The sequence below is a fragment of the Vibrio amylolyticus genome (assembly GCF_023145695.1).
Lineage (GTDB): Bacteria > Pseudomonadota > Gammaproteobacteria > Enterobacterales > Vibrionaceae > Vibrio > Vibrio amylolyticus.
Map to the genome: position 1 here is coordinate 1 of NZ_JAJHVV010000005.1, position 23,608 is coordinate 23,608.

Here is a 23,608-nt window from a genome sequence, read left to right on the forward strand (position 1 = left end):
AATCAATATGTGCGGACGATTTAATGTTATTGACGACCCACTGACTAAACTAGTGAGTGAATTGCTTGATATGAAGTTCACTGCTCAATCTAATAGCGATGTTCGGCCGACGAATGGCGTTTCAACGGTTGTTCACTCTGGTCAACAATTCGAAAAGTTAGAGCTAGGTTGGGGGATAAAACCCAATTGGGCGAAGCGACTTATTATCAATGCGCAAGCGGAGTCGGTGGCGACGAAACCCACGTTTCGAGAGGCCTTCGCAAGTCATCGTGTGGTGGTGCCGTGTTCGGGTTGGTACGAGTGGACATCAGAGGTAGACGAAAATCAAGGCGAGGAACTAAAACAAGGGACGAAGCAGAAATACTGGTTTAACTCGGCGGATGGTTTTCCGCTGTATATGGCGGGCATTGCGTTGGAGTCTCAGAAAAAACTGGTGACGTTAACCACGGCGTCTAATGAGCAATGTTCATTGTATCATCCTCGAATGCCGTTTTTGGTTCCGAGCTATGCCATTGAAGCTTGGTTGACGACACCACCTGAGCAGTGCGCATCATTCCTATTGAATCAATGGCAAGACGAGTTATCGATCACTCGATGCGGTTAGCTGTTTAGGTAGCGTACTGATTTAGCCGCAACACTTCTTGTATTTTTTACCACTTCCACATGAGCACGGATCATTACGATTTGGCGTCTTTTCAAATGTGGTTGTTTTTGGTTTGTTTAGCAGTGTATCGAGCTCAATCGTGTTCTCTTCTTTCGCTGAATCAACAGTAATATCGACAACAATTGAATGTTCTTCTACTAAGGCTTCAATTTCAGATTTACGAGCTTCACTGTTTACTAATACAGAAACAGGCGCTTCAGCAGTACCTAGCTTTACGTCACGATTTACGTTGTATCCAGATTTCACGTGGTTTTGACGTGTTTCGATTCGGCCTTTAAAGAACATTTTTGACATGGAATACTCGCTAACTTTAAATTGGGTTATGACGTAATTGAGCGGGGGATTATACGCATCTGACTCGATTGTGAAAGGAGTATTCAAAAGCATGAGCCACTACACCCATGGTTATTGCATCAACACTTACCGCATTGCGATGTCTTTTTCTCGTAATCAAGCAAGTTGCCTTGGCTATCGATGGAAAAGTCGCAGCAGTCATTAAACAACTTATGAAGCAAGGTTCTACTTTTCTGGACACGTGACTTGAGGGTTGAGTATTTGATGCCCTTACTCTGGGCGTACTCCTTCTGTGAAACCCCTTTGATTTCTATCTCTGTCAATAAGTCAGCGTGCTCGTCTGGAAGGGCTTTAATGAATGGCACCACACAAGTTGAGAGCTCTTGTACGATCTCTTCTGGTTCTGTTTCCCACACATCGTCATTAATTTCTTCTGTGGTTTTGCCGCTTTTACGATAGAAGTCGATGATGGTGTTATTGGCAATCTGAAACAACCATGGCTTAATCTTGTTCTTATCTTTGATTTTCCCTAGGTTGTTGTAGGTCTTAATCAATATTTCTTGTAGAAGATCATCCACATCGTCTGGGTTTGAAACGTTTTTGTGTAAAAACGCTTTAAGGCTGGTTCGATACTCAGACCATACTGTTTCAATTTTCATCGTTGTGCATTCACTCTTCTATTCGATAATTGTGTAAAAAGTACCTAGGGCCTTATATAAATTAGCAAATAAGTGCTCCGAAGAGCACTTGTTTAAGCTGAAATGGATGACCTGCTTATTTTTTACAGCAATCAGGCGTACAGCAATTCTCTTTGCGCTTATCTACGTTACAACACTCACTGTCGCAGCAGCCACTATTACAGCAATCATCTTTACAAACGCAAGCAATACAGTAGTTGGTCTGGCATTCTTCGGTTGAGCAGCAATCGGGTGTGCAACACCCGGCCATGCAACATTCGCTAGTGCAACAATGGAACTCGTCGTTTTCATTAATCGTGGCTACAAAGGTATTGGTCAGGTAAAAATTCTTGAATCGCTCAAGAAAATCAGCGGATACGGATTTCTCATTCAGCCCGGTAGACAATACCTGCTTTTGCCACGCTTGGGTCTTAGGTAGGCAGCACAATAGGTCGTAGTCACTGTGCGCCTTAACAATGTCTGCGCGATGCAACAGCGGTAACCAAGCGATATCAACGTTACTCAGTTGTTCTGACTTGAAGAATGCGGTATCTCCCGACAGCTGCTTTTCCATTTTTTGAAATACTGCACGTAACTTCTCGGTACGTTGCTTAAATGTGTCTGCTTCCTTGCTGCTCATCGCACCGCACTGAGCTAAGTAGTTCTTGGTGCCTAAATAGCTCCACGCACGATCTTTTGCGCGCTCTTCATTAGAAATACCAGACTCTAAAGGCCCAAATTCATCTTCAATGTACTCAACGATGGCGTCTGACTCAAATAGGGCCGTATCGTTTTCAGTCAGTAAGACTGGCACCTGACCGTTAGGGGAAATGTCTAAGAACCCTTGCGGTTTGTTTTTAAGGCTAATGTACTCAACTTTGTAGGGAATATTTCTAGCTTCAAGCGCTGCCGTTACGCGTTGAACAAAAGGGCAAATTTCAAAACTGATCACTTTAAGCATGTTGGCTCTCTCTGTTTGGGTTAAAACGTAATGACCTTAATAAGACGAAGGGGGATTGAAAAAGACGAAATTTAATTCGAATTAACGTCACTATTTTTGAAGGTGAAAGTGTTTAAAATGAAAAGCGATAGTCAGAAGGGCTGAGAGCCTGACGGAAAGACCTGATCATAATCAAGGTGAGGGAATTACGTGCCTTTACGGTATCTTTCTATCTAGGCGAACTCAACGGGTTCGCCTAGTTGCTTAGCTTTAGATCAGACCGTTATAAAACAATCAGTCCAAATGGTTCTAGAAGTTGAGCTTGTTGCCAGTCGCAGACTTTCACACCGAACATAGATACTCGTCGAATGTCTAGACCTTCCAATTCAACATGAGTTAAGTCGCATTGTTCCATACCAAAGGTTCCCCATTGTTCTGGGCTAAACTCGCCGCGAGAAAGGTCGGAACCCTTGAAGCTAGCGCCTGATAGGTTGGCGCCGTTCCAGCGGTTTTCAAACAGATCACACTTTTCTAATAATGCTCGCTCAAAATTACTGTAAGTCAGGTTGCAACCTGTGATGTAGGCCGATGAAAAGAAGGCGCTATTGCTGATCCGATTAATGAAATTGGCTTGCTGAAAGTTGGCCCCTTTTAAGTCGCACTTGCGTAACTCTATCCCAAAGCAGTCAGCACCATTAAACAAACACATTGTGAGCATGCAATTGGTAAAGCTCGCATCTTTTAGGTTGGCATATTGAAAGCTACACCCTTCAAGGGCTTTAGGCTCTATAAAGCGGCAGTCGGTGAACGTTGCATCTCGAAGGTTAGCGCGGTCAAAATTACAAAGATAAAAGCGGCATTGTTCAAAGGTATGCCCTTGTAAATCCTGATGAGAAAAATCGTTCTGGTTAAAGGTTTGGTCTGTGTGAATCATGATTTCTTCTTGGTTATAGGTCGTAGCATAGACAAGATTATCACTCGATGTAGTATCATTACCAACAAAATAAACCTTTATTTATTAGTGAGTTGCGATGTGCCTAAATCGCCAACTTAAGGTGTTAAACGAGTCTTTTAAGGTGGTTGTTTTTTAATATCCCTAATCGAGTGAGAATAAAACAGTTTTACGTTGTTACGAGCGCTACAAGGGTTGAAGTGGTTGGTTAAAGCAAAATGAGTGAATTGTTCTATAGTTAGTATTATTAAGCGCTGTGAATTTTTAAGCATAAGATCTGCTAATTGCAGATCTCATGCGTATGCGAATAAATACAAAGAAACTAGGTTGTAGGTTCTTGAAGTGAATTTCGTTGTTTCTGTTTCAAGCAGAAATTTACCAGTGCGATAAGTACAGGAACTTCAATCAGTGGCCCAATGACGCCAGCAAACGCTTGATCGGAGTTTATACCAAATACCGCAATTGAAACGGCGATAGCCAGTTCGAAGTTGTTCCCTGTCGCGGTGTAAGCAATGGATGTGTTTTTATCAAATGGAATGCCCATTCTTTTTCCAATATAAAAACTGGCAAAAAACATGATCACAAAGTAGATCGCAAGAGGTATCGCTATTCTTACTACATCCATTGGCAGTTCAACAATCATTTCGCCTTTCAAACTAAACATGAGAACAATGGTGCCCAGCAGGGCAATGAGAGTGATAGGGGAAATACGAGGAATAAATACTTCGTTGTACCAATCTTCTCCTTTGGTACGAACGAGTACTTCACGGCTAACGAATCCAGCTAAGAAAGGGATGCCAAGATAAATCATCACGCTGTGAGCGATCTCAAGCATCGAAATGTCTACAACCATCGATTCATAACCAAATACGGGTGGTAGTACAGTAATGAATAGCCACGCCATGAAGCTATAAGTGACGATTTGGAAAACGCTATTAAGGGCCACTAACGCCGCACCGTATTCTTTATTACCACCACCAATATCATTCCAAACTAAAACCATAGCGATACAGCGAGCGAGACCAATCAAGATGATTCCCACCATGTAACCTGGGTGATCACCAAGAAAAATTAACGCAAGAACAAACATCAGAATAGGGCCAACGATCCAGTTCATGATTAAGGATAGCGTGATAGCTTGCTTGTCTTTGGTTACTTTTCCTAATAATCGATAATTTACCTTTGCAAGTGGTGGGTACATCATCAAGATAAGCCCAATTGCTAAGGGGATATTGGTAGAACCAACGGACATGGCTTCATTCAGTTGTTCAATTTGAGGGAAGGCGACGCCTAACGCGACACCAGTCGCCATCGCAATGAATATCCACAATGTAAGGTATCTATCTAAAAATCCAAGCTTAGGGCTGTTTTGGTTGGGTTTCATTTGAAACTCCTTGTTTCGTTTATCGTCGAAAGACGATTTAATCATTTAAAATAAAACCAAGCCATGCTTCATAAGGCTTGGTTAGGCATTTGTGACTATTTTAATTAGGACGAGCAGCTAGTTAAAAATACTTGAAAGCAGCGTCGAGTAATGGCAAACCTTTTCACGATTTACGCTATAACACATTCGAGGTGGAATGGGCTCAGCAGTGATAAACCCGGCTTGCTTCAGAATTCGTAGATGCTCTGATACGGTAGACTGCGCGAGACCTAACTCCGATACGAGATCGCTATTTAAACAGCCATTTAAGTTATCTAGCGTTAAAAGGATCTTTAAGATGCGTATACGAGCAGGGTGTGAAAGTGCTTTTGATAGCGTAGCTAGATTTTTCTCTTGGACTAGCTCTTGTTTAGTGGCAGAAAAAGCCGCGGAACTAGCTTGGTTGCATGCTGTATTCATAAGCTTACCCATAGTTTATCGTCGAATTACGATTGAATATACTCTCCTAGTAGAAACGATCAAGATCTATTTTCTTGATCATGCTGATACTTTATACGGTTTGGTTTGAAGTATTGATTTGACTGATGGAATAGTGCTAGTGATAATTTATTGATATTAATATCTGGCATTGACTAACTAGGAACGTATTCATGCTTAATTCCGCTTTAGAAACAATTAACAAACTTCTTATTACCATCGCATTGCTGATGTTCATCACATATGGTTGGCAACACGCGTTCAGTCCAAGAGCGAAAAACTTACAGATGATTCAAGAAGCGGGATACAGCGTAGATAGAAATTCCTTAACTGATGCGATTGCTTATGGTGATGAGCATATCATTGAAGCATTGCTTACTTTCAATATTGATATTTCTCGCCCAGATGTTGATGGGTATTTGCCGCTACCATTAGCGATTGAAATGGAACATTCAAAAACAATTGAATTATTAATCGCTAAAGGTGCAAACATCAATTCTGTTGATCCTGATGGTGGTTACCCAATGTGGTATGCAGCGGATACTGGGAACAAGAAAATCATTGAGCAATTATTAAGCCATGGGGCGTCATTAAATAAACTAGATGAGATCAATCAAACCATTCTTATGTTTGCCGCGGCAGAGGGCGAAAAAGAGCTCTTCAATTACGGGATTAAAGTAGGCGTATCTCCACTGAGCCAAGATGATGAAGGCGATACTATGCTTCACTATGCGGCTTACGCAGAGATGTATGAAATGTACCAATGGATAGCGAAAAAATTTCCTGAGCTAACTACAGTGAAGAACGTTGATGGCATGACGGCTGAAGATATTGTGAATTTTTAATTCGCGATTTGGCGAAAAACTAGACGTTATTTTCCAAGATACATACTTAGTTGTATAGAACTAATCGTCAGCTGCTTTCCAAGTAGCAAACAGCTGGCGTCAATATCTCAATTCCCGTTAATTATCTTGAACTACCTCGTAAAATCCGCGCTACAAAACACATTGTTTATTTTTTATTCTGTTTTGAATCTCAAATATGGCATTGAAAATCAAAGTGATATTTTATGTTTGTTATATTAACTCCTGAACCAAGATCACAAACATAGCGAGTGGTGAAAGGGGAAGTTATGGGCAAAATATCAGAAGCAGTACAGAGTTTGTTTGGGTTTAAAAAATCCACGTCCAAAAAGCAAAACATGGTGAGAACGGAGTTTTATCGTGGTCATTTGCTTAAACGAAACCCTGCTCATCCTGATTATTGGAGCGTTACCATTAAAGGTAATTCAATGGTCGGAAAACTCGAGTATGTAAAAAAGTCTGTTGAACAGTGGTGCGATCATAAAGTACTGGTTGCTCCTGACTATTTTGAAAAAAATATGCAGCAACTCTCTGAGCAATTAACGTTTGACTACAAAGAGTTCAAACTCAAAAACGATCATGGTGGAGATAACGGCTGGTATCTCACCTATCGAGGTCGACTGATGAAAGGCTCTAAAGTTAAGATTATTGAAGCTATCGACTTACTGGAAAAGAAAAGAGAAGAGTGTGGTAGTAAGGCAGATGTTACTTGATACTAAATCGATTCTTTCTTGAGTGATCGTACGATGCCATCTTATGGTGTTTACGTGAAGTGGGTAGCTATGTGAATGCAGCCACACACCTCACGTGAAAGTACCTTTAGGATGAAAGTAATCTAAGTTTGAAAGTAACCTAAGTTTGAAAGTAACCCTAGGTTGAAAGTATCCTTAAGTATTATAGCGTTTAAGTACTTCGCCTAAAGAATGCGTTGATTCAGCAAGGTTTGTCACACCTGCAGCAGATTGTTCAGCAACGCCTTTAATTGTATTAGATTGAGTCCTTATATCAGACAGTTCACTTGCGATATCATTAGCTACTGAGCTTTGTTCTAGAGCTGAAGTAGAAATTTGAATACTCATATCATTGATGTTTCGAGCTGAGTCCGCAATGGAGTTAATGTCGTCACCAATGCTGGCGATCACTTCCTGACTACTTCTGGCTTGGTTGACGGTTTGCTCTGTGATCCCTGCAATACTCTTGCTTTCATTTTGCAGTTTTTCAATCATCGCTTGAATCTCAACCGTTGCAGTTTGAGTGCGTCCTGCCAGTGTTCTAACTTCGTCAGCAACCACTGCAAATCCGCGCCCTTGTTCTCCTGCGCGAGCCGCTTCAATCGCTGCATTTAGTGCGAGCAAGTTTGTTTGTTCAGAAATTCCGTTAATCGTAGTGATTACATCGCTGATTTGGGAAGTGCTGTCATTTAATGTGGCGGCTGACGCTGAAGCTTGTGAAATATAATCTGACAATTGAGCGATTTGTTGAATCGCTTTTTCTACCCGAGCGCGGCTATTGTTTGCTTGGGCGCTATCTCGTTCTGTTTGGTCAGTCGCTTGATTAGCAATCGATACGACTTCTTGAGCGGAGGCGGTCATCTGCTCCATTGCTGTCGCAACGGAATCAAGTGAGGCGTATTGATTATTAATTTGCGCTTCACTCTCTCTCATATCTCGCTCAAAGGATCTTGATGTGTTACCTAACGTATTCGAATTGTCTTTAACGGTATCTACGAGCTGAGAGAGGGTGTCCATCGCATTATCCAGAGCGCAACCAATCGTTCCAAATTCATCACGCCCAGCATGAAACCCAAGACGTGATGAGAGATCGCCTTCGGAGATTTTTAATGTTGTTGAATACAATACCCACAGTGCGCCACCAATGAATGTCGCCACCCAATAGACAAACAGAGCAAAGGGTAATGCCCATAGATAGCTAAGTGCAAAGGACATCCTCGCATCAGTCAACATATCGTTGTATTCAGAGCTTAAGTTTACAGTGAGTTTGTAATGGGTTCCTGAACGGTGAGTACCGCTAAGCGTTACGTTTCCATCTTTGTATGTTGTCATCAAAGGTTGCGATGAGCTTGATAGTGAAGGAATCGCTGAAGCGTCGATGTCATTAGAACTAAGGATGCCTGATAGCTTGTATTCAGCCGCCATTATAGACTGATTTTCAAACTGTTCGATGGTGTTGTAATAACGGGAACCCGCAATGCAGGTTAATGATGTTAAGAACAGGGCGAAAATGACCCACATTTTGTCGTTGATCGACATCTTGATAAATAAACGATCGATCGTTCTAAAATCTACTTCTTTCATAGCGAGCTCCATGCACAGTGTTATGCGTATTCTACAAATTGAGCGAACTAAATTTGTAGACCTGAGTCGCAATTATATGTAACAAGGTATATAAGATTCTTAAGAAGTGAGATCTTTGTCTGGGTTGGTTGTAGGGAATGCTTTCTCTACTGTCAGGTGTTAAATATGTAAAAACTTGGAAAAAAGGCTGTACAAAAACCGAACTCAGGGTATTATATCGCACAGTTGTTCAGAGAGTTATTAAATGCAGCATCAAGTACAAGTAAAACATCCACTACCAGAACCAAGTTTTTGTAGCTAGGCGTTTCCCTTTTATTTAAGCGTAACATGATATAATTCAATTCATTAACGTATTGTTAATGTTGAACTTTTTCTTAAATCAAATAAATAAGGGACATCACATGTCTAACTCAATTACTGGTACTGTAAAATGGTTCAACGAAACTAAAGGTTTCGGTTTCCTAACTCAAGATAACGGCGGCGCAGACGTATTCGTACACTTCCGTGCTATCGCTTCTGAAGGTTTCAAAACTCTTAACGAAGGCCAAAAAGTGTCTTTCGAAGTAGAGCAAGGCCAAAAAGGTCTTCAAGCAAGCAACGTTGTAGCTCTTTAATTAGCAGCTAAATAACGTTCGTAGGCTTATACGAATTGTATGAAAGGTCGCCATTGGCGGCCTTTTTTGTATCGGTAGTATCCCATTCCAACGATTACCTCTCTTCCATTGATATTGCCTTTCTCTTATCGATATTGCCTTGGGCTAACACCGTGTTGGTTTTTGAAGCATTTCGAAAAGTAGTTACTGTCTGAAAATCCGCACATCTCTGAGACGGCTTGAATCGACAAGCTCGCGTCCTCTTTAAGTATCTTTGCACCATGGTTTAGTTGAACCTCGCGAATGTATTGATTCGGGGAGGTGTGTAAGAATTGACGAAACAATCGTTCAATCTGTCGTTTACTCATATATGCAGCTTGTGCTATCTGCTCACTGTTTAATGAGGTTTTTGAGAAATACTGCTCTATGTAGACAAGTGCACGGCTAAGCGCAAGTGTCTGTTGGTTCGACTCTTGCGACGCGCCTTGGTAAGTTCTTGAGAGAGTAATAACCAACTGTTGCATTAGTGAAGATAGCATGGGCTCAAATCCATTTGGTGCATTGTTATATTCAAAGTTAATTTGCTGTAGTAGCTCTTCTATACGAGCAAGCTGAACTAAGTCGAGAGTTAGCTTTGCCTGATATTCATTATTTTTCCGAGCAAGTGGTTCTACGTTGAATAATGCTTGGTACCCTGGAAGCAATTTAATGTGTGAAGATTCAAAAAGTGGTACTTTGGAATCGAACATCAGATTCACGATACGCAAGTTATCGACATCCTTAAAACCATGTTCTACCTCGCCATTGATCACAAACACATCCCCTTTGCTTAGCGGATAGACCCATTCAGAGACTTGATGCTTCCCTGACCCTTCGAAAACAATAAAGAGTTCGGAAAAATCGTGTTTATGTAACGCAAAGTCGTGTTCGTGGTAACCGTGTTCATAGACAAAACGAATGTGCTTATGCTTTTGGTGTGACTTGAGCATGTAAGTTTTCGTCATGTCGCAATTTTCCTTTTATGTGTCGCTATATTGGTAGAATTGTAAAGGGTAGGATTTTAAGATGATGCAATCAAGTGTTATTGATGCTTGATGTTTTCTAGCTTTCCAATTTAGTGACGGATTTATAATTATGACGACCTCATTCGAAACGCCTTATTTTTCAACTTGGCCAAAAATTGAATCACAAATAGCCGCTGACCCCTTAATAGAGGCGACAATTGCGTCAATCGTGAAGCAAATGACTCTAGAAGAAAAAGTGGGTCAAATGATTCAACCCGAGCTTAGAGAAATAACACCACAAGAGATGAGCGAGTATAAAATTGGTTCAATACTTAATGGTGGAGGTTCATGGCCAGATAGCAAGAAGCATGCCAGCGCAAAGATGTGGGCTCAAAAAGCCGATGAATATTGGCTAGCAACAGAGCAAGCGTTTAAAAACCGACCTTTTCGCATTCCTTTTGTTTGGGCTACCGATGCGGTTCATGGTCATAATAATGTCTATTCATCAACCGTATTTCCCCACAACATTGGTTTAGGATGTGCTCGTGACCCTGAACTGATCAGAAAAATTGGTCGAATTACGGCATTAGAGATTGCTGCGACAGGACTAGATTGGACTTTTGCTCCAACCGTTGCGACACCGCGAGACTTACGCTGGGGTAGAGTCTATGAAGGGTATTCTGAAGATCCTGAAATTACTTACGCTTATGCGGGCGAAATGGTCACAGGGCTGCAAGGTAACGCTGAAGAACTGAAAGATGAATATCATGTAATCTCAAACGTTAAGCACTGGGTTGGTGATGGTGGAACCCTTTCCGGTATTGATCGTGGCATCAATAACTATAGTGAAGATCTACTTAGAAATATTCACGCGATGGGCTATTTCAGCGGTCTAAATGCTGGCGCACAGGTTGTCATGTCTTCATTTAATAGTTGGGATAATAGCGAAAATTATGACCACGATACCTCGTTAAAAGGCCCTTACAATAATAAAATTCATGGGAGTAAATACCTTTTAACGGATGTGCTTAAAGACCAAATGGGGTTTGATGGTTTTGTCGTAACCGATTGGAATGGTCATGCCGAAATCAGTAAGTGTACAGATGAAGATGCAAGCTATGCCATTAATGCGGGTAACGATGTATTGATGATTCCCGTTCGCCAACACTGGCAGGCGGTCTACAAAAATACGATCGCTGATGTCGAGAATGGCAACATTTCAGTGAGCCGAATTGATGACGCCGTAACACGAATATTAAGAGTAAAAATGCGAGCGGGCTTATGGGATAAACCCCAGCCGTCTCATAGAGAAATTGGTGGAAATCAGGAGCTTCTTGGTGCTGACAAACATAGAGAGATAGCACGAGAAGCGGTACGAAAATCGTTAGTATTGCTTAAAAACAACAAACAATTATTGCCGCTTAAAAGAGATCAAAAAGTATTATTAACTGGTAGTGCGGCGAATAGCCTAGAGAAGCAGTCAGGAGGTTGGAATTTAACTTGGCAAGGTGATGAGAACAATCTTAATGATTTCCCAGGTGCGACGACGGTGAAAATGGGGCTCGAAGCGGCACTGGGGGAAGACAATGTCATTTATGATCCACAGCTCAAAACTCACTTAAATTCGGGTGATACAGCTATAGTCGTTTTTGGCGAAGATCCTTATGCGGAAATGATGGGGGATATCAAAGCATGGCAAAGTTTGGAATTTTCTAAGCTAAAACGAAGTTATGCCGCCGATTGTGAAAAGATTACACGACTCCATAAGGCTGGTGTAAAAGTCGTATCTCTATTTTTTAGTGGTCGCCCGTTGTATCTTAATGAGGAAATTGCGCGATCCGACGCGTTTGTCGCGGCATTTTTACCGGGCAGTGAAGGGAATGGGATCATCGATGTAATTGTGGGGAATACGTTAGGCCAGCCTAATTTCGATTTTAAGGGTGTTCTTTCATTTAGCTGGCCGAACAAAAAATCGAGTACAGCGGTACACCGTCTACCTACACATATTACCAATTACCAACTACCAGAGAACGAGCAAGACCCAAGCGGTGATCATGCGCCATTGTTTGAGTATGGTTATGGGTTAAATTACAGTGACAAGCATCCAGTTCGTGATCTTGATGATCTCGTGTTCGACACTGATGAAGTGACCGCTTTAACCCAACAAACCCATATATATGGTGTTCAGGCAACAATCGGTGACTACCACTGTAAAATTGCCGATAGGAAAAATATTCAAGGTATTGAAGTGTCGCGTAATAACCAAGTCGACCTCGACACTGTTTCAACAAAACCGGTGAATTACCAGCAGCAACAAGACGCGATAGAGTTAAGCTTCAATGAAGGGGGCAGTGTTCTATACGTTGAGTCTACCCAGCAAGGTGGAGAGGACTTTAGTCGTTATCAAAGTGGTGTACTTTGTTTTGAGTTGAAAGTGCTAGAGCCCGCGAGTGATAATTTGATTGTTACCTTAGCAAGCGGGGAAGAGGGTATTGATAGCGCCGTAAAATATTCCCTAAATCACTCATTGTTACGTGAGGTAGGGGAGTTCACTCAAATTCAAGTACCTTGTCAGCACTTTTCTGATACTGGTGTTGATTTATCCAACCTGACAACAGTGTTCTCGTTTGCAAGTCGAGGAAGCTTTAAAGGCGTCGTAGCGAACATTTTTTGGCAAGCATAGTTCAGCATTATCTCACACAAGTGTAGAGATGAAGCAGTAACGAAAATCCCCTTTGATCACTGAAGATTAAAGGGGATTTTAATTATTAGAGAGTCGTTAGAACGTCTTGAGGTATTACAGTCGTTCAGTTGTTATTGAGTCAAAAAGCGAACACTTAGTCGCGTCTATCGTAATCGAAACATTATCTCCAGCGACAGTAGTTTCATCACTGTTCGTTCGATGTGAAAGCTGATGCCCTGTATCAAGCTTTGACCAAAGCAGTGAATCAGACCCCATTGGCTCTACTAGTTCAATACAGCCGCTGAATTGATTGAGTGATTCGTCTTTTACAGAAGTCATCTCAATATGTTCTGGACGAACACCTAGCGTTATTTTCTGTCCGGTCTTGATAGTTTGAGTAAACCCATAATTCGTTACGTCAACGCTGAGCTTTCCTGCGTGAAAATGCACAGAGTCAGTTTTTACTTCCAGCTCACCTTCAACACAATTCATAGCAGGCGAACCTAGGAACGTTGCAACAAAAAGGTTTGATGGTTTGTTGTAGACGTTATGAGGGGTATCAAGCTGCTGAATAATGCCGTCTTTCATCACCGCAATACGATCGGCAAGCGTCAACGCTTCAATTTGATCATGTGTTACGTAGATCATGGTGGAATTAAGTGTGTTATGAAGCTTTTTTATCTCTAGTCTGAGCTCTGCTCGAAGTTTCGCGTCGAGGTTAGAAAGAGGCTCATCAAAAAGGTAAATATCAGCATCACGAACAAGTGCACGTCCAATGGCGACACGCTGTCGTTGTCCACCAGAAAGGGCGGCGGGTTTTCTATCTAATAGCGGCTCTAATTGCAGTAATTTTGCTGCCCACTGAACCTTTTTCTCGATGATGGCCTTATCAACACCAGCAATGCGTAGCCCAAAGGACATGTTCTTTTCAACTGACATTGTCGGATAGAGTGCGTATGACTGGAATACCATTCCAATGCCACGGTCTTTTGGATCAGTCCAAGTTACGTCTTTTCCATCAAAGCTAATTGAACCACCGCTGGTGTCGATTAGCCCGCCAATTGCGTTAAGAAGGGTCGATTTTCCACAGCCAGATGGCCCTAGAAGTACGAGAAATTCGCCATTATCAATATGTAGATCAAGCTGATCAACTACCTTGGTGCTCTCATAACTAATGTCGAGCTTATTAATATTTACAATACCCATAGTGATTATCCTTTTACTGCACCAGAGGCGATGCCTCTAACAAACCAACGCCCTGAGGCAACATAAATAATGAGAGGAACAAGTGAGGTTAAAATAGTCGCAGCCATATTGACGTTGTATGCGCGTTCACCTGTTGTTGTATTTACAATGTTATTGAGCTGAACCGTCATCGGTAAGTTGTCGTTACCTGCGAACACCAAGCCAATTAGGAAATCGTTCCAAATATTGGTGACCTGCATAATAACGGCAACAATGATGATCGGAACCGACATCGGCAACATGATAGAGAAGAACACTTTAAAGAAGCCAGCACCATCAATGCGAGCCGCATTAAATAACTCTAAAGGTAAGGTACTGTAATAGTTTCTAAAAAGGAGCGTCATGATCGGCATACCGAAGATGACATGTGATAACACAACGCCAGTGAGTGTTCCGTAGATCCCTAAATCTGCGTACACACGTATTAGCGGATAGATAAAGACCTGATAGGGAATAAAAGCGCCCAGTAAGAGGCAGGCAAACAGTAAATTAGCGCCTTTAATCTTCCAAAATGACAGTGCGTAGCCATTAATTGCCCCGAACAGTACAGAGATGATTACACTCGGAATTAGAATCTTAACGGAATTCCAGAAACCGACTTGTAGGCCATTACACTCAAGCCCCGTACAAGCGCTGCTCCACGCGACTTTCCATGCATCCCAAGAAAACTGTTGAGGGAGCGCAAATATTGATGATAAGCGAATCTCGTCGAGCTCTTTAAACGAGGTCACTAGCATCACGTATAACGGAAGCAAAAAGAAAAGCGCAGTAACGGTTAAAAAGCCATAGATACCAAATCGTCCCCAACGAACATTGAGTGAACGAGGTTTAGATGCCGTGACATTACTCGGAGTTGTAGGTGTCATTGCAGTCATTGTCTACCTACCTGTTTTTTTAATGTAGTTTGAATAGATGAAAGGTGCGATTAAGCACAGTACTGTCGTCAGCATTACTGTTGAAGCCGCCGTCGCAAGGCCGATGTTTGCACGCTCAAAAAGGTTATCCATAATGAACTTAGCAGGTACTTCACTTGCCACACCTGGTCCGCCTAACGTCATGGCAACCACGACGTCGTACATTTTAATGATGCTGATAGACAACAACACCATGGTTGTAACGATCATTGGGCGAAGCATCGGTAATATGATGCTGACATAAACACGCCATGTTGGAATACCATCAATTTTGGCTGCTTTCCAAAGGTCACCATCAATACCACGTAATCCGGCTAACAGTAGTGCCATCACCAAACCTGCGCCTTGCCATACCGCGGCGATTACAACGGTGTAGAGCACCATATTTGGGTTAACGATCCAGTCAAACGTAAATGACTCAAAACCAAGCCCTCTGACTGCATTTTGGATGCCTAATTGAGGGTTGAAAATCCACTGCCACACCAAGCCTGTCACGATAAAAGACATAGCATAGGGAAATAGAAAAACGGTTCTAAAGAAACTCTCTGCTTTGATTTTTTGGTCGATAAAAACAGACAGCAAGAAGCCCAAAATGAAACAGATAGTAAGAAAAAGAAAAGCGATCACGAGAAGGTTTTCTAGTGAAGTGATCCAACGAGACGTTTCAAAAAGTCGTTCATATTGGCTAAAACCAACAAAGTCGTACCTTGGCAGCATTCGTGAACTGGTAAATGATAGTCGTACTGACCAAAGCATCGTACCCATATAGGCGACAATTACTGTAAATGCCATTGGCAAAATAGCACCGTAGGCAAAAATATTGCGTCTCAGGTGCCGTTTTATGGCGACAAAATCCATAGTGTTACTCCAGTAAAGGAAGGTATGAATAGAAGGGGGGCTATGTTTAAAGCCCCCCTTTCATCAAAGGGTTTAAACGACGTTAATCTCGCAGCGCATTTTCAAAGATCTTGACTGCTTTAGCGGTTGTCATGTCTCGACTGTTCCACACCTCAGTCACTGCATCTTTAAGAGACCCGTAGATGTACTCTTCCATAAGCATTGAGCCATCTGGAACTTGGCGTTCAGCCACTTTTAAGATTTCAGCCCCTTTTTGCGCACAGATATCCATACTTGATACATCAATATCAGTACGAACTGGCACTGAGCCTTTCAAATTATTAAATTCAATCTGTGTTTCAGGTTTAAGCATGGATTGAACGAGTTTTTGTTGAGCGGCAACTTGCTGTTTATCATCTGTTTTAGGGAAGACAAAAACATCGCCACCCACAATATAAAGGGAATCATCACCTAAGCCTGGGAAACATCCATAATCTTGGCCCGGTTTCTTATTGGCTTGGGTGAATTCGCCTTTTGCCCAATCACCCATCACTTGAATACCTGCTTTGTCGTTGATGACTAGCGATGTGGTGTCGTTCCAGTTACGGCCTGGAGAGCCAGTATCAACATAAGGCTTTAGTTTCAAAAAGGTATCTACAACTTGTTTGAATTCTTCCGAATTTATCGTCTCAGAGTCTCTTTTTCCTAGAGCATCAAGATAAAGCTGTTTACCACCGACATTGCTTAACACAGTGGCAAATAGCAGGTTTTCTTGCCAGTTTTGTCCACCTAATGCTAGTGGAATGAAGCCCGCTTCTTTCAGTTTGTCGAGCGTTGCAAACAGCTCTTCAGGGGTGTTTGGTTCGTTGTCTATGCCGGCTTTTTCAAAGGCTTCTTTCGAATACCAGAACCAGCCCGGCATGTGTATATTCACGGGGGCAGCATAGTAATGACCATCGACTTTAATCGCATCTAACGTTGGTCTTGGTAGGATCTCTTCCCAGTTGTTGGCAGCGGCAACGGCGTCAATATTATTCAACATACCTTCGGCAACCATTTCGTGATATTGCTGAGAGGTATTAAAGAGTGCTGCCGTAGTCGGCGACCCGCCAATCATTCGGTTAATAGCCGCAGAACGGGCATTGGAACCGCCGGCTACTGCGCTATCTTTCCAAGTTCCACCGTCCGCTTCATAAGAATCAGCAAGAACTTTAATCGCCGCGGACTCACCGCCAGAAGTCCACCAGTGAATAACTTCGGCTTCTTGTTTCGCCCACGCACCGGTAGAGGCAACAGCGATAGCAGCAGCAAGAGTGAGAGGTTTAATCATAAGAATATCCTTTCTATTATCATTATTGTTTATGAGTAGAGTGTAAAAGTCACAGTTTTGGAATCGATTCCATTTTGTGTATTTTTAGATCGGATTTAACAATGATACCAGTAACATTTTTAGTCGAGTTAACAAGTTGAGAAAGTGATCACGAAATTTAATTAACATGATGAAATGTTGAAAATCACGATGTTTTTTAGTGAATAAAGTGGTTAGTATCAATAAAAAGCAGCGAGCTTTACGGATAAATAATCAAGCAAGGATAAATATGGCGACCATAAAAGATGTAGCGAAACTTGCAGGTGTTGGGGTTGGAACGGTTTCCAGATTTTTATCTGGTAATGCGTCCATCTCGAAAGAAGCGAGTAATAAAGTGCGCCATGCTATGTCGGTATTAAATTATCGCCCAAACAGCATTGCTCGTTCGTTGTCATCAAAAAAGTCTAATATTATTGGTCTTTGGGTTCCGTCTTTTTCGGGTTCATTCCATAGAAAAATGTTACAGACGATTGAACGTGAACTTCGTAAACGCGACAAACACATCATTTTAGCTAACGCTGAAGACTCAGCGAATGATGCGGAACGAATCGCCTGTTTAGATTATCTAATTGAACGAGATTGTGATGGCATATTAATGTCTTGCCCTGAAATGTCGGTCGTTGAATTAGCGAAGATTGAAGCCCGTTATCCAAAAATTGTCTTCATTAACCGAGAGATCCCAGAGCTGCAAGAGAAGTCTTTCTATGCAAACCATTATCTTGGGGGGCAGCTAGCTGCAAAACACTTAATTGAATTAGGCCATGAACGAATCGCGGTCGTATGTGGAAGAATGGGCGCACAAGATGCGCAAATGCGTCATCAAGGTTTTATTGACGTATTAAAGGAACACGGAATCACACTAGACGATAATTTAATAGAAAGTGGTGGCTATAGCTTTGAAAAAGGTTATGAAGCGACAGAGCGAATCGTCAGCAAAGGCATACCATTTAGCGCAATTTTCTGCGGAAATGATAACAGTGCAATGGCCGCGATTTCGGTACTCCAGAAGAGTGGCATCAAGGTTGGGGAAGATATCTCGGTTATCGGGTACGACGATATTGATCTAGCCATGTATACATCACCATCTTTAACCAGTGTTCATCTACCACTGGAAGAGATATCGAAAAACGCTTGTCATCAAATCTTAAATCTATGTTATGGCGAAACGAACCCTGTTACGTCAGGTTTTGAACCTTCTCTGACAGTGAGAGAGTCGACCAAAATATCAAAATAATTCAAGTCCATATTTTTCAAAGTGCCTTTAATTGAGGCCGTTATCCAATAAATTTATAAGAGGTTCTTTGATGTCTAAGTTTATCGAAGATGGAAAGCGATTTTCACTAACAACTCCATCCTTGCTGCCTAATTCAGCGGGTTACTTATGGAATCGTCATATGATGATTCACATGAACTGTCAGGGCTACGCTGTGGCTCAATATATGAATCCAGAGCCGAAAAAATATGCTCATATTCCTGCTCTGGCAGCAACGAGCTTTATGCAGCCAGAACAACCATATTTCGCCCATCACCCCGGACGTTTCTTTTACATAAGAGATGACGAAACAGGTGAAATTTTTTCGGTGCCATTTGCACCGATGAAAACCGACTTGGATTCATTTAAATTTGAGCCTGGGTTATCTGATATCCGTTGGCAAGTTGAACACTTAGGGGTGAATATCGAAGTAACACTGACACTGAGTGAAAGTCATGTTGTTGAGCTCTGGAATGTTAAGGTCACCAATTTACACGAAACGGTTCGTAAACTCTCTGTCATCCCATACTTTCCTGTGGGTTACTCATCGTGGATGAATATGGGGGCGCATTTTGATCGTGATTTAAATGCAGTGGTGTGTACGTCTATTACCCCTTATCAGAAACTGGAACAGTATGAGAAAAATAAACACTTAAAAGACATCACTTACTTAACTTCTGATGTAACGCCTGACTATTACGAATTGAGTCAACCTACGTTTGAAGGGCAGGGTGGGTTACATAATCCTGATGCACTTAAACAAGGCGCAAACCTTTCTAATGGCGATGCTATCTATGAAATTCCAGCGTGTATCATGCAGTTTTGTATTGAGTTAGAAGAAGGCCAAAGTAAGGAGTTGAACTTGATGTTCGGCCCTGCATTGGATAATCAAGAGATCTCGACCGTTAAAGAAGCACACACGGGCAGTGCGCTAACTAATCAGCATCAACAATATAAGCAGTATGTAGAACAAGGCTGTGGTGTTATTGATATTAATACGCCCGATAAGACGTTTAATGATTTTGTGAACCATTGGCTTCCTAGGCAGGTTTTCTATCATGGTGACACCAATCGTCTCACCACCGATCCGCAAACTCGAAACTATCTACAAGACGGGATGGGCATGGCCTATGTGGATAGCCAAACGACCAAAAAGGTAATCTTGACCGCACTGGCACAGCAAAAAAGTAATGGTGAGATGCCTGATGGGATCTTGCTAACGCCAGAGGCGGAGCTGAAATACATCAATCAGATCCCACACACCGATCACTCAGTATGGTTAGCGATCATATTGCAGGCATACCTTAATGAAACGAACGATTGGGCGATTCTAGATCATCAGCTTGCTTGGGAAGATGATCAAACTCCATCGTCAGTGTTAGAGCATATGAATCGCGCCATGGCTCACCTTTGTTCTGCACGTGACGAACGTGGCTTGCCGTTCATTGCGCAAGGGGATTGGTGTGACCCAATGAACATGGTTGGGCCAAAAGGAGTTGGTGTTTCTGGGTGGCTAACACAAGCGCTTAGCTATGCATTACAAATTTGGATTGAGACTTCTCGTGACCGAAATAGTGATGCCATCATCGCAGAATTTGAACAGACGGTTTCAGAGCTAAAAGAAAAAACCAATGAATATTTCTGGAAAGGGGATTGGTATGCTCGCGGCATTACTGATGACGGCGTAACGTTTGGTATACCCGAAGATAAAGAAGGACGAATTTTCTTAAACACCCAAAGTTGGGCGTTTTTGGCAGGGATTCCAACGACTGAGCAAAAACAGAAGATGCTTCACTCTGTCGATGAGCAATTAGACACGCCTTATGGTGTGATGCTTTATGCGCCAGCGTTTACCTCTATGAGAGAGGATGTGGGGCGAGTGACACAAAAATGGCCAGGGTCAGCTGAAAATGGCTCCGTTTACAATCATGCAGCGGCTTTTTATGCGGCAAGTTTATACGCAATTGATGAAGCTGACCGAGGGTTTAGTGTACTGAGGAAAATGGTCAGCGATCAGAATGATGAAGGCTTTGAGCGTCGTGGTCAGCTTCCTGTCTATATTCCAAATTACTATAGAGGCGCATTTTACCAATTCCCAACCAAGGCGGGCCGTTCTAGCAACCTGTTTAACACAGGAACAGGTGCTTGGTTTTACCGCATGGTTATTGAACAACTATTTGGGTTAAGGGGCTGTGAACAAGGCCTGTTAATTGAGCCTCAATTACCGTCAGACTGGAATAACGTGTCAGTGACTCGTCAGTTTAGAGGTGCAACATTTAACGTCAGTTATCACCGTTCAGAACAACCAATCTCTACGAGTATTGTGGTGGATGGAACTGAACTGGAAAGTAACATTATCGGCGATGTTATCTCAGGGAAGGTATACGAAATTGTGGTGAGTATCGGGCGTTAGACGACGGAGGTTGACCTTAATACTATTTTAACAACGCAGTAAGCTAGGAAACTAGTCTAGGAAGTAAAGCTATGAAAGTTTAACGACGAGGTTCATATGGATTAAGTTGTTAATAATAAAAATTAAAAGTGCCAATATAGGCATTAATATAACAAAAGGGCAGACATTCGCGTTTGCCCTTTCTTTCATATAAAGATAAGTGAGTGTTTATTCAGCCGCTTGCTTTTCTTGATGTTGGTAAATATGAACATCACGTTGAGGGAATGGAATGGTAATGTTCTCTTCGTCGAAGCGTTTCTTCACTTTTTCGGTTACATCCCAATATACATCCCAGTAATCATCGGTTTTAACCCAAGGACGTACCACAAAATCAACAGAGGATTCATTTAGAGTGTGCAGTTTGACCATTTGTTCTGGCTCTTTAAGAACTCGCTCATCACTGGTTAAAATGTCACTTAATACGGCTTTTGCTTTGTCGATGTCATCGGCATAACCAATACCAAATACCATGTCTACACGACGAACACGCTCTGCAGTAATATTATTAATCACATCACCCCAAATTTTATTATTTGGAATAACCAGTCTTTGGTTATCGATAGTTTGTACTGTCGTCGACACCAAGCTCATGTTTTTAACCGTCCCTTGTATCCCTGCAACTTTTACCATGTCTCCCACATCGTATGGGCGGTAGATAAGGATCATTAGGCCAGAAGCGAAATTAGATAGGGTATCTTGCAGTGCGAAACCAATGATGACACCAGCGACACCAAAACCGGTGAGCAGAGGCGCAAGCTCAATGCCAATTTGTGAAAGCGCAACAAGTAACCCAATAAAGATCACGGCTTTAGAAGCGACAGAGACAAAGAACTCTTGCATCAACACGCTGAAATCCATTTTTGAGTGTTTTACGCTTTTCTTAACGCCCTTACTGACGATTTTAGCCAGTGCTTTTGTTGCGTACAAAATGGCAAGAAATAAACATAACTTCAAAAACATGGAAGGCGTATTTTCAAAGGCCCACGCTTTAAAAGAGACCAACCATTCTTCAAATAAGCCTAGCGCAACGTCCATATCGAGAACGTCCGCATTGATATCTCCGGTTGTCGCGAGTAATAGCTGTTTATAGTCGGTCGTTTCAACTCCCATTGACGCCATGATGGCGACGGATGTTTGAAGACTAATGACCATCATCGCTATACGTTCATTGAACCGTATGATCTCTTGATTTAACGTCTCCTTTTCCGCTTCACTGACATATGAAATACGACGCTCGATCTCTTTTTTATTTGAGTCGACGTAAAGAATAGCGTTAGATAAGAATTCAGAGCGAGCAACGAGAGCGTGTTTTAGGTTGTCGGCTGACTTTCCAGCATCTAAACCTCTTGCATTCGCAAGTTGAAAAGAGGCGGATAGCTGCTCATAATACGTGTCCATAATGCCAATTCGTTTTTGAACCTCAAGCTCAAACTTGATTTTTTCATCGCCTTTACTGCTTCTGGCCTGTTTGACCATGGTTTCAACTTTTCCGTTACTCAAATCAATTAACGATTCAATTAGAATGATTTGAGCTAACACAACTTGATCAATACGCTTGTCTTCCGTATTTAGCGATACTTCACGTGAGAGTTGAGCACGTAATGCTTCATTTTTCCGTCGTAAAACATCTTCTAAAAAGGACTGTTCGCTTTCATGGGCTTGAGTCAAAGTAACAAGGTCAGAATTGAGACGTTCCTGATTTGAGACAAGCTTATCGATGGTCGCGTGCGCAGATAATGGAATAAGAAGGAGTAGGAAACACGAAAATATAACTCTAATAGGTGAGTACATGAATCGCCCTTAAGTAATTAGTATTACAATAAAAATAGCACCTTATACGAAGAATGGTTTTCGTTCGTCTTGTTGTGTAATTCAGATCACTAATTTAATCATTCAAGCGCTAAATGCAAAGTGTAAGTAGATTCTTTCGTTGGTGACAGGGAGAACAACTTATTTCCATTTTCGCAACACTTGGTAATCATGATTACGTAAGTTGAATTGACGGTTTTACGTGATTAATATGATGTTTAATGAATAGGGGTTGTGATGATTACTTGGAAACACCAAATAGAGTCACTTAAACACATCGTTGACTGGGTGTGGTTGTTAGATGTTGCAGCGGGTGATGAGATTGATTCAATGCCGCAATTGGTTCCTAATGTGAATGCTCATTACATCATTACGCCGATTCATCAACATTACTATTATAGAAATAAATCCGATCACTTCTGCGGCATTGGTAATCACCTTCTTACGCCCAGCACGCAGACGTTAGTTTTAAAAGATGAAGCGCCTTTGATCCGTCTTGGAATTCGCTTCACTCCCACGGTATTTTATCAATTATCAGAGCATGCTTGGGGGAAGGGTATTGCGACATTAGCATGCCAATTTATGACACGCTTAGCCTTTGACCACCTAAGTGCGCATAAAGTAACCGCTGATTGCTATGTTGGAAATGTAGGTTCATACAAGACGATGGAAAAGTGTGGCTATCAACATGAAGGCACCCAAAAAGGGTATTACAAACTAGAAGATGGCTTTGAAGATCGCGTTTTATATGGGATTACAAAAGAACGCTTTGATTCGTTGAATCGTTAATACACCTAAACTCAGTTGGATAGTTGACGGCTGATCTTATGAACGAAGAAGAGTTGGGTGTACTTGCCACATGGACGTACACCCAGCCATTTTTG

General features: G+C 41.9%; 20 protein-coding genes and 1 pseudogene. 8 read left to right on the top strand and 13 right to left on the bottom strand.

What is annotated here, in order from left to right:
* Positions 1–604 (top strand): SOS response-associated peptidase (locus KP803_RS08830; RefSeq protein WP_248008473.1); only part of this gene is annotated, 604 nt, incomplete at its 5' end.
* A 21-nt stretch (positions 605–625) separates the two neighbouring features.
* Here the strand turns inward: KP803_RS08830 and KP803_RS08835 are convergent.
* From KP803_RS08835 to KP803_RS08860, 6 genes and pseudogenes are all read right to left on the bottom strand, one after another.
* Positions 626–958, bottom strand: coding sequence for a PBPRA1643 family SWIM/SEC-C metal-binding motif protein (locus KP803_RS08835; protein ID WP_248008474.1), 333 nt, complete (start codon positions 956–958; stop codon positions 626–628).
* Between the two features lie 119 nt (positions 959–1,077).
* On the bottom strand, positions 1,078–1,617 hold the full coding sequence (gene sigZ / locus KP803_RS08840; RefSeq protein ID WP_248008475.1) for an RNA polymerase sigma factor SigZ: 540 nt from the start codon (positions 1,615–1,617) through the stop codon (positions 1,078–1,080).
* Between the two features lie 289 nt (positions 1,618–1,906).
* Positions 1,907–2,596, bottom strand: a pseudogene (locus tag KP803_RS08845) (glutathione S-transferase family protein); the annotation flags it as partial.
* 262 nt (positions 2,597–2,858) lie between these two features.
* Positions 2,859–3,509, bottom strand: a complete 651-nt coding sequence (locus KP803_RS08850; protein WP_248008476.1) for a Qnr family pentapeptide repeat protein — start codon at positions 3,507–3,509, stop codon at positions 2,859–2,861.
* Between the two features lie 340 nt (positions 3,510–3,849).
* The gene (gene arsB, locus KP803_RS08855; RefSeq protein WP_248008477.1) at positions 3,850–4,911 is read right to left on the bottom strand and encodes an ACR3 family arsenite efflux transporter; all 1,062 of its coding nucleotides are present in this window, start codon (positions 4,909–4,911) and stop codon (positions 3,850–3,852) included.
* 117 nt (positions 4,912–5,028) lie between these two features.
* Complete coding sequence (locus tag KP803_RS08860; RefSeq protein ID WP_248008478.1) at positions 5,029–5,370, bottom strand: ArsR/SmtB family transcription factor; 342 nt, start codon at positions 5,368–5,370, stop codon at positions 5,029–5,031.
* A 191-nt stretch (positions 5,371–5,561) separates the two neighbouring features.
* On the opposite strand from KP803_RS08860, the gene KP803_RS08865 reads away from it, so the two are divergent.
* Positions 5,562–6,233 carry an ankyrin repeat domain-containing protein gene (locus KP803_RS08865; RefSeq protein ID WP_248008479.1) on the top strand — a complete coding sequence of 224 codons (672 nt, stop codon included), beginning with the start codon at positions 5,562–5,564 and terminating at the stop codon, positions 6,231–6,233.
* A gap of 287 nt (positions 6,234–6,520) precedes the next feature.
* Positions 6,521–6,964 (top strand): DUF3319 domain-containing protein, encoded by a 444-nt coding sequence (locus KP803_RS08870; RefSeq protein WP_248008480.1) that lies wholly within the window; start codon positions 6,521–6,523, stop codon positions 6,962–6,964.
* A 174-nt stretch (positions 6,965–7,138) separates the two neighbouring features.
* On the opposite strand, the gene KP803_RS08875 is transcribed toward KP803_RS08870, so the two are convergent.
* Positions 7,139–8,566: a methyl-accepting chemotaxis protein gene (locus KP803_RS08875; RefSeq protein WP_248008481.1), complete on the bottom strand. Its 1,428-nt coding sequence runs from the start codon at positions 8,564–8,566 to the stop codon at positions 7,139–7,141.
* A gap of 401 nt (positions 8,567–8,967) precedes the next feature.
* Between KP803_RS08875 and cspE the strand changes: the two genes are divergently transcribed.
* Positions 8,968–9,180: a transcription antiterminator/RNA stability regulator CspE gene (cspE, locus tag KP803_RS08880; RefSeq protein ID WP_248008482.1), complete on the top strand. Its 213-nt coding sequence runs from the start codon at positions 8,968–8,970 to the stop codon at positions 9,178–9,180.
* 125 nt (positions 9,181–9,305) lie between these two features.
* On the opposite strand, the gene KP803_RS08885 is transcribed toward cspE, so the two are convergent.
* Positions 9,306–10,163: a helix-turn-helix domain-containing protein gene (locus KP803_RS08885; RefSeq protein ID WP_248008483.1), complete on the bottom strand. Its 858-nt coding sequence runs from the start codon at positions 10,161–10,163 to the stop codon at positions 9,306–9,308.
* A gap of 130 nt (positions 10,164–10,293) precedes the next feature.
* Here KP803_RS08885 and KP803_RS08890 point away from each other — a divergent pair, with 130 nt between their 5' ends.
* Positions 10,294–12,846: a glycoside hydrolase family 3 protein gene (locus KP803_RS08890; RefSeq protein ID WP_248008484.1), complete on the top strand. Its 2,553-nt coding sequence runs from the start codon at positions 10,294–10,296 to the stop codon at positions 12,844–12,846.
* Positions 12,847–12,960: 114 nt separating this feature from the next.
* On the opposite strand, the gene KP803_RS08895 is transcribed toward KP803_RS08890, so the two are convergent.
* The 4 genes from KP803_RS08895 to KP803_RS08910 form a co-directional block, all read right to left on the bottom strand.
* Positions 12,961–14,052: an ABC transporter ATP-binding protein gene (locus KP803_RS08895; protein WP_248008485.1), complete on the bottom strand. Its 1,092-nt coding sequence runs from the start codon at positions 14,050–14,052 to the stop codon at positions 12,961–12,963.
* Between the two features lie 5 nt (positions 14,053–14,057).
* Positions 14,058–14,957 carry a carbohydrate ABC transporter permease gene (locus tag KP803_RS08900; protein ID WP_427916942.1) on the bottom strand — a complete coding sequence of 300 codons (900 nt, stop codon included), beginning with the start codon at positions 14,955–14,957 and terminating at the stop codon, positions 14,058–14,060.
* 12 nt (positions 14,958–14,969) lie between these two features.
* Positions 14,970–15,863 carry a carbohydrate ABC transporter permease gene (locus KP803_RS08905; protein ID WP_248008487.1) on the bottom strand — a complete coding sequence of 298 codons (894 nt, stop codon included), beginning with the start codon at positions 15,861–15,863 and terminating at the stop codon, positions 14,970–14,972.
* 82 nt (positions 15,864–15,945) lie between these two features.
* A complete protein-coding gene (locus KP803_RS08910) occupies positions 15,946–17,172 on the bottom strand; it encodes an ABC transporter substrate-binding protein (protein ID WP_248008488.1) in 1,227 nt (408 codons plus the stop codon).
* 268 nt (positions 17,173–17,440) lie between these two features.
* On the opposite strand from KP803_RS08910, the gene KP803_RS08915 reads away from it, so the two are divergent.
* Together KP803_RS08915 and KP803_RS08920 are read left to right on the top strand one after the other, a co-directional pair.
* Positions 17,441–18,445, top strand: coding sequence for a LacI family DNA-binding transcriptional regulator (locus tag KP803_RS08915; protein ID WP_248008489.1), 1,005 nt, complete (start codon positions 17,441–17,443; stop codon positions 18,443–18,445).
* 70 nt (positions 18,446–18,515) lie between these two features.
* Positions 18,516–20,876, top strand: coding sequence for a GH36-type glycosyl hydrolase domain-containing protein (locus KP803_RS08920; RefSeq protein ID WP_248008490.1), 2,361 nt, complete (start codon positions 18,516–18,518; stop codon positions 20,874–20,876).
* A gap of 207 nt (positions 20,877–21,083) precedes the next feature.
* Here KP803_RS08920 and KP803_RS08925 read toward each other — a convergent pair whose 3' ends face one another.
* The gene (locus tag KP803_RS08925; protein ID WP_248008750.1) at positions 21,084–22,694 is read right to left on the bottom strand and encodes a mechanosensitive ion channel family protein; all 1,611 of its coding nucleotides are present in this window, start codon (positions 22,692–22,694) and stop codon (positions 21,084–21,086) included.
* 267 nt (positions 22,695–22,961) lie between these two features.
* Here KP803_RS08925 and KP803_RS08930 point away from each other — a divergent pair, with 267 nt between their 5' ends.
* Positions 22,962–23,513 (top strand): GNAT family N-acetyltransferase, encoded by a 552-nt coding sequence (locus KP803_RS08930; protein WP_248008491.1) that lies wholly within the window; start codon positions 22,962–22,964, stop codon positions 23,511–23,513.
* Positions 23,514–23,608: the final 95 nt, after the last annotated feature.

Bases quoted from the DNA above. Each gene is read 5' to 3' on its own strand.
- KP803_RS08835 (WP_248008474.1), bottom strand. From the start codon at position 958: ATGTCAAAAATGTTCTTTAAAGGCCGAATCGAAACACGTCAAAACCAC.
- sigZ (WP_248008475.1), bottom strand. From the start codon at position 1,617: ATGAAAATTGAAACAGTATGGTCTGAGTATCGAACCAGCCTTAAAGCG.
- KP803_RS08850 (WP_248008476.1), bottom strand. From the start codon at position 3,509: ATGATTCACACAGACCAAACCTTTAACCAGAACGATTTTTCTCATCAG.
- arsB (WP_248008477.1), bottom strand. From the start codon at position 4,911: ATGAAACCCAACCAAAACAGCCCTAAGCTTGGATTTTTAGATAGATAC.
- KP803_RS08860 (WP_248008478.1), bottom strand. From the start codon at position 5,370: ATGAATACAGCATGCAACCAAGCTAGTTCCGCGGCTTTTTCTGCCACT.
- KP803_RS08865 (WP_248008479.1), top strand. From the start codon at position 5,562: ATGCTTAATTCCGCTTTAGAAACAATTAACAAACTTCTTATTACCATC.
- KP803_RS08870 (WP_248008480.1), top strand. From the start codon at position 6,521: ATGGGCAAAATATCAGAAGCAGTACAGAGTTTGTTTGGGTTTAAAAAA.
- KP803_RS08875 (WP_248008481.1), bottom strand. From the start codon at position 8,566: ATGAAAGAAGTAGATTTTAGAACGATCGATCGTTTATTTATCAAGATG.
- cspE (WP_248008482.1), top strand. From the start codon at position 8,968: ATGTCTAACTCAATTACTGGTACTGTAAAATGGTTCAACGAAACTAAA.
- KP803_RS08885 (WP_248008483.1), bottom strand. From the start codon at position 10,163: ATGACGAAAACTTACATGCTCAAGTCACACCAAAAGCATAAGCACATT.
- KP803_RS08890 (WP_248008484.1), top strand. From the start codon at position 10,294: ATGACGACCTCATTCGAAACGCCTTATTTTTCAACTTGGCCAAAAATT.
- KP803_RS08895 (WP_248008485.1), bottom strand. From the start codon at position 14,052: ATGGGTATTGTAAATATTAATAAGCTCGACATTAGTTATGAGAGCACC.
- KP803_RS08900 (WP_427916942.1), bottom strand. From the start codon at position 14,957: ATGACACCTACAACTCCGAGTAATGTCACGGCATCTAAACCTCGTTCA.
- KP803_RS08905 (WP_248008487.1), bottom strand. From the start codon at position 15,863: ATGGATTTTGTCGCCATAAAACGGCACCTGAGACGCAATATTTTTGCC.
- KP803_RS08910 (WP_248008488.1), bottom strand. From the start codon at position 17,172: ATGATTAAACCTCTCACTCTTGCTGCTGCTATCGCTGTTGCCTCTACC.
- KP803_RS08915 (WP_248008489.1), top strand. From the start codon at position 17,441: ATGGCGACCATAAAAGATGTAGCGAAACTTGCAGGTGTTGGGGTTGGA.
- KP803_RS08920 (WP_248008490.1), top strand. From the start codon at position 18,516: ATGTCTAAGTTTATCGAAGATGGAAAGCGATTTTCACTAACAACTCCA.
- KP803_RS08930 (WP_248008491.1), top strand. From the start codon at position 22,962: ATGATTACTTGGAAACACCAAATAGAGTCACTTAAACACATCGTTGAC.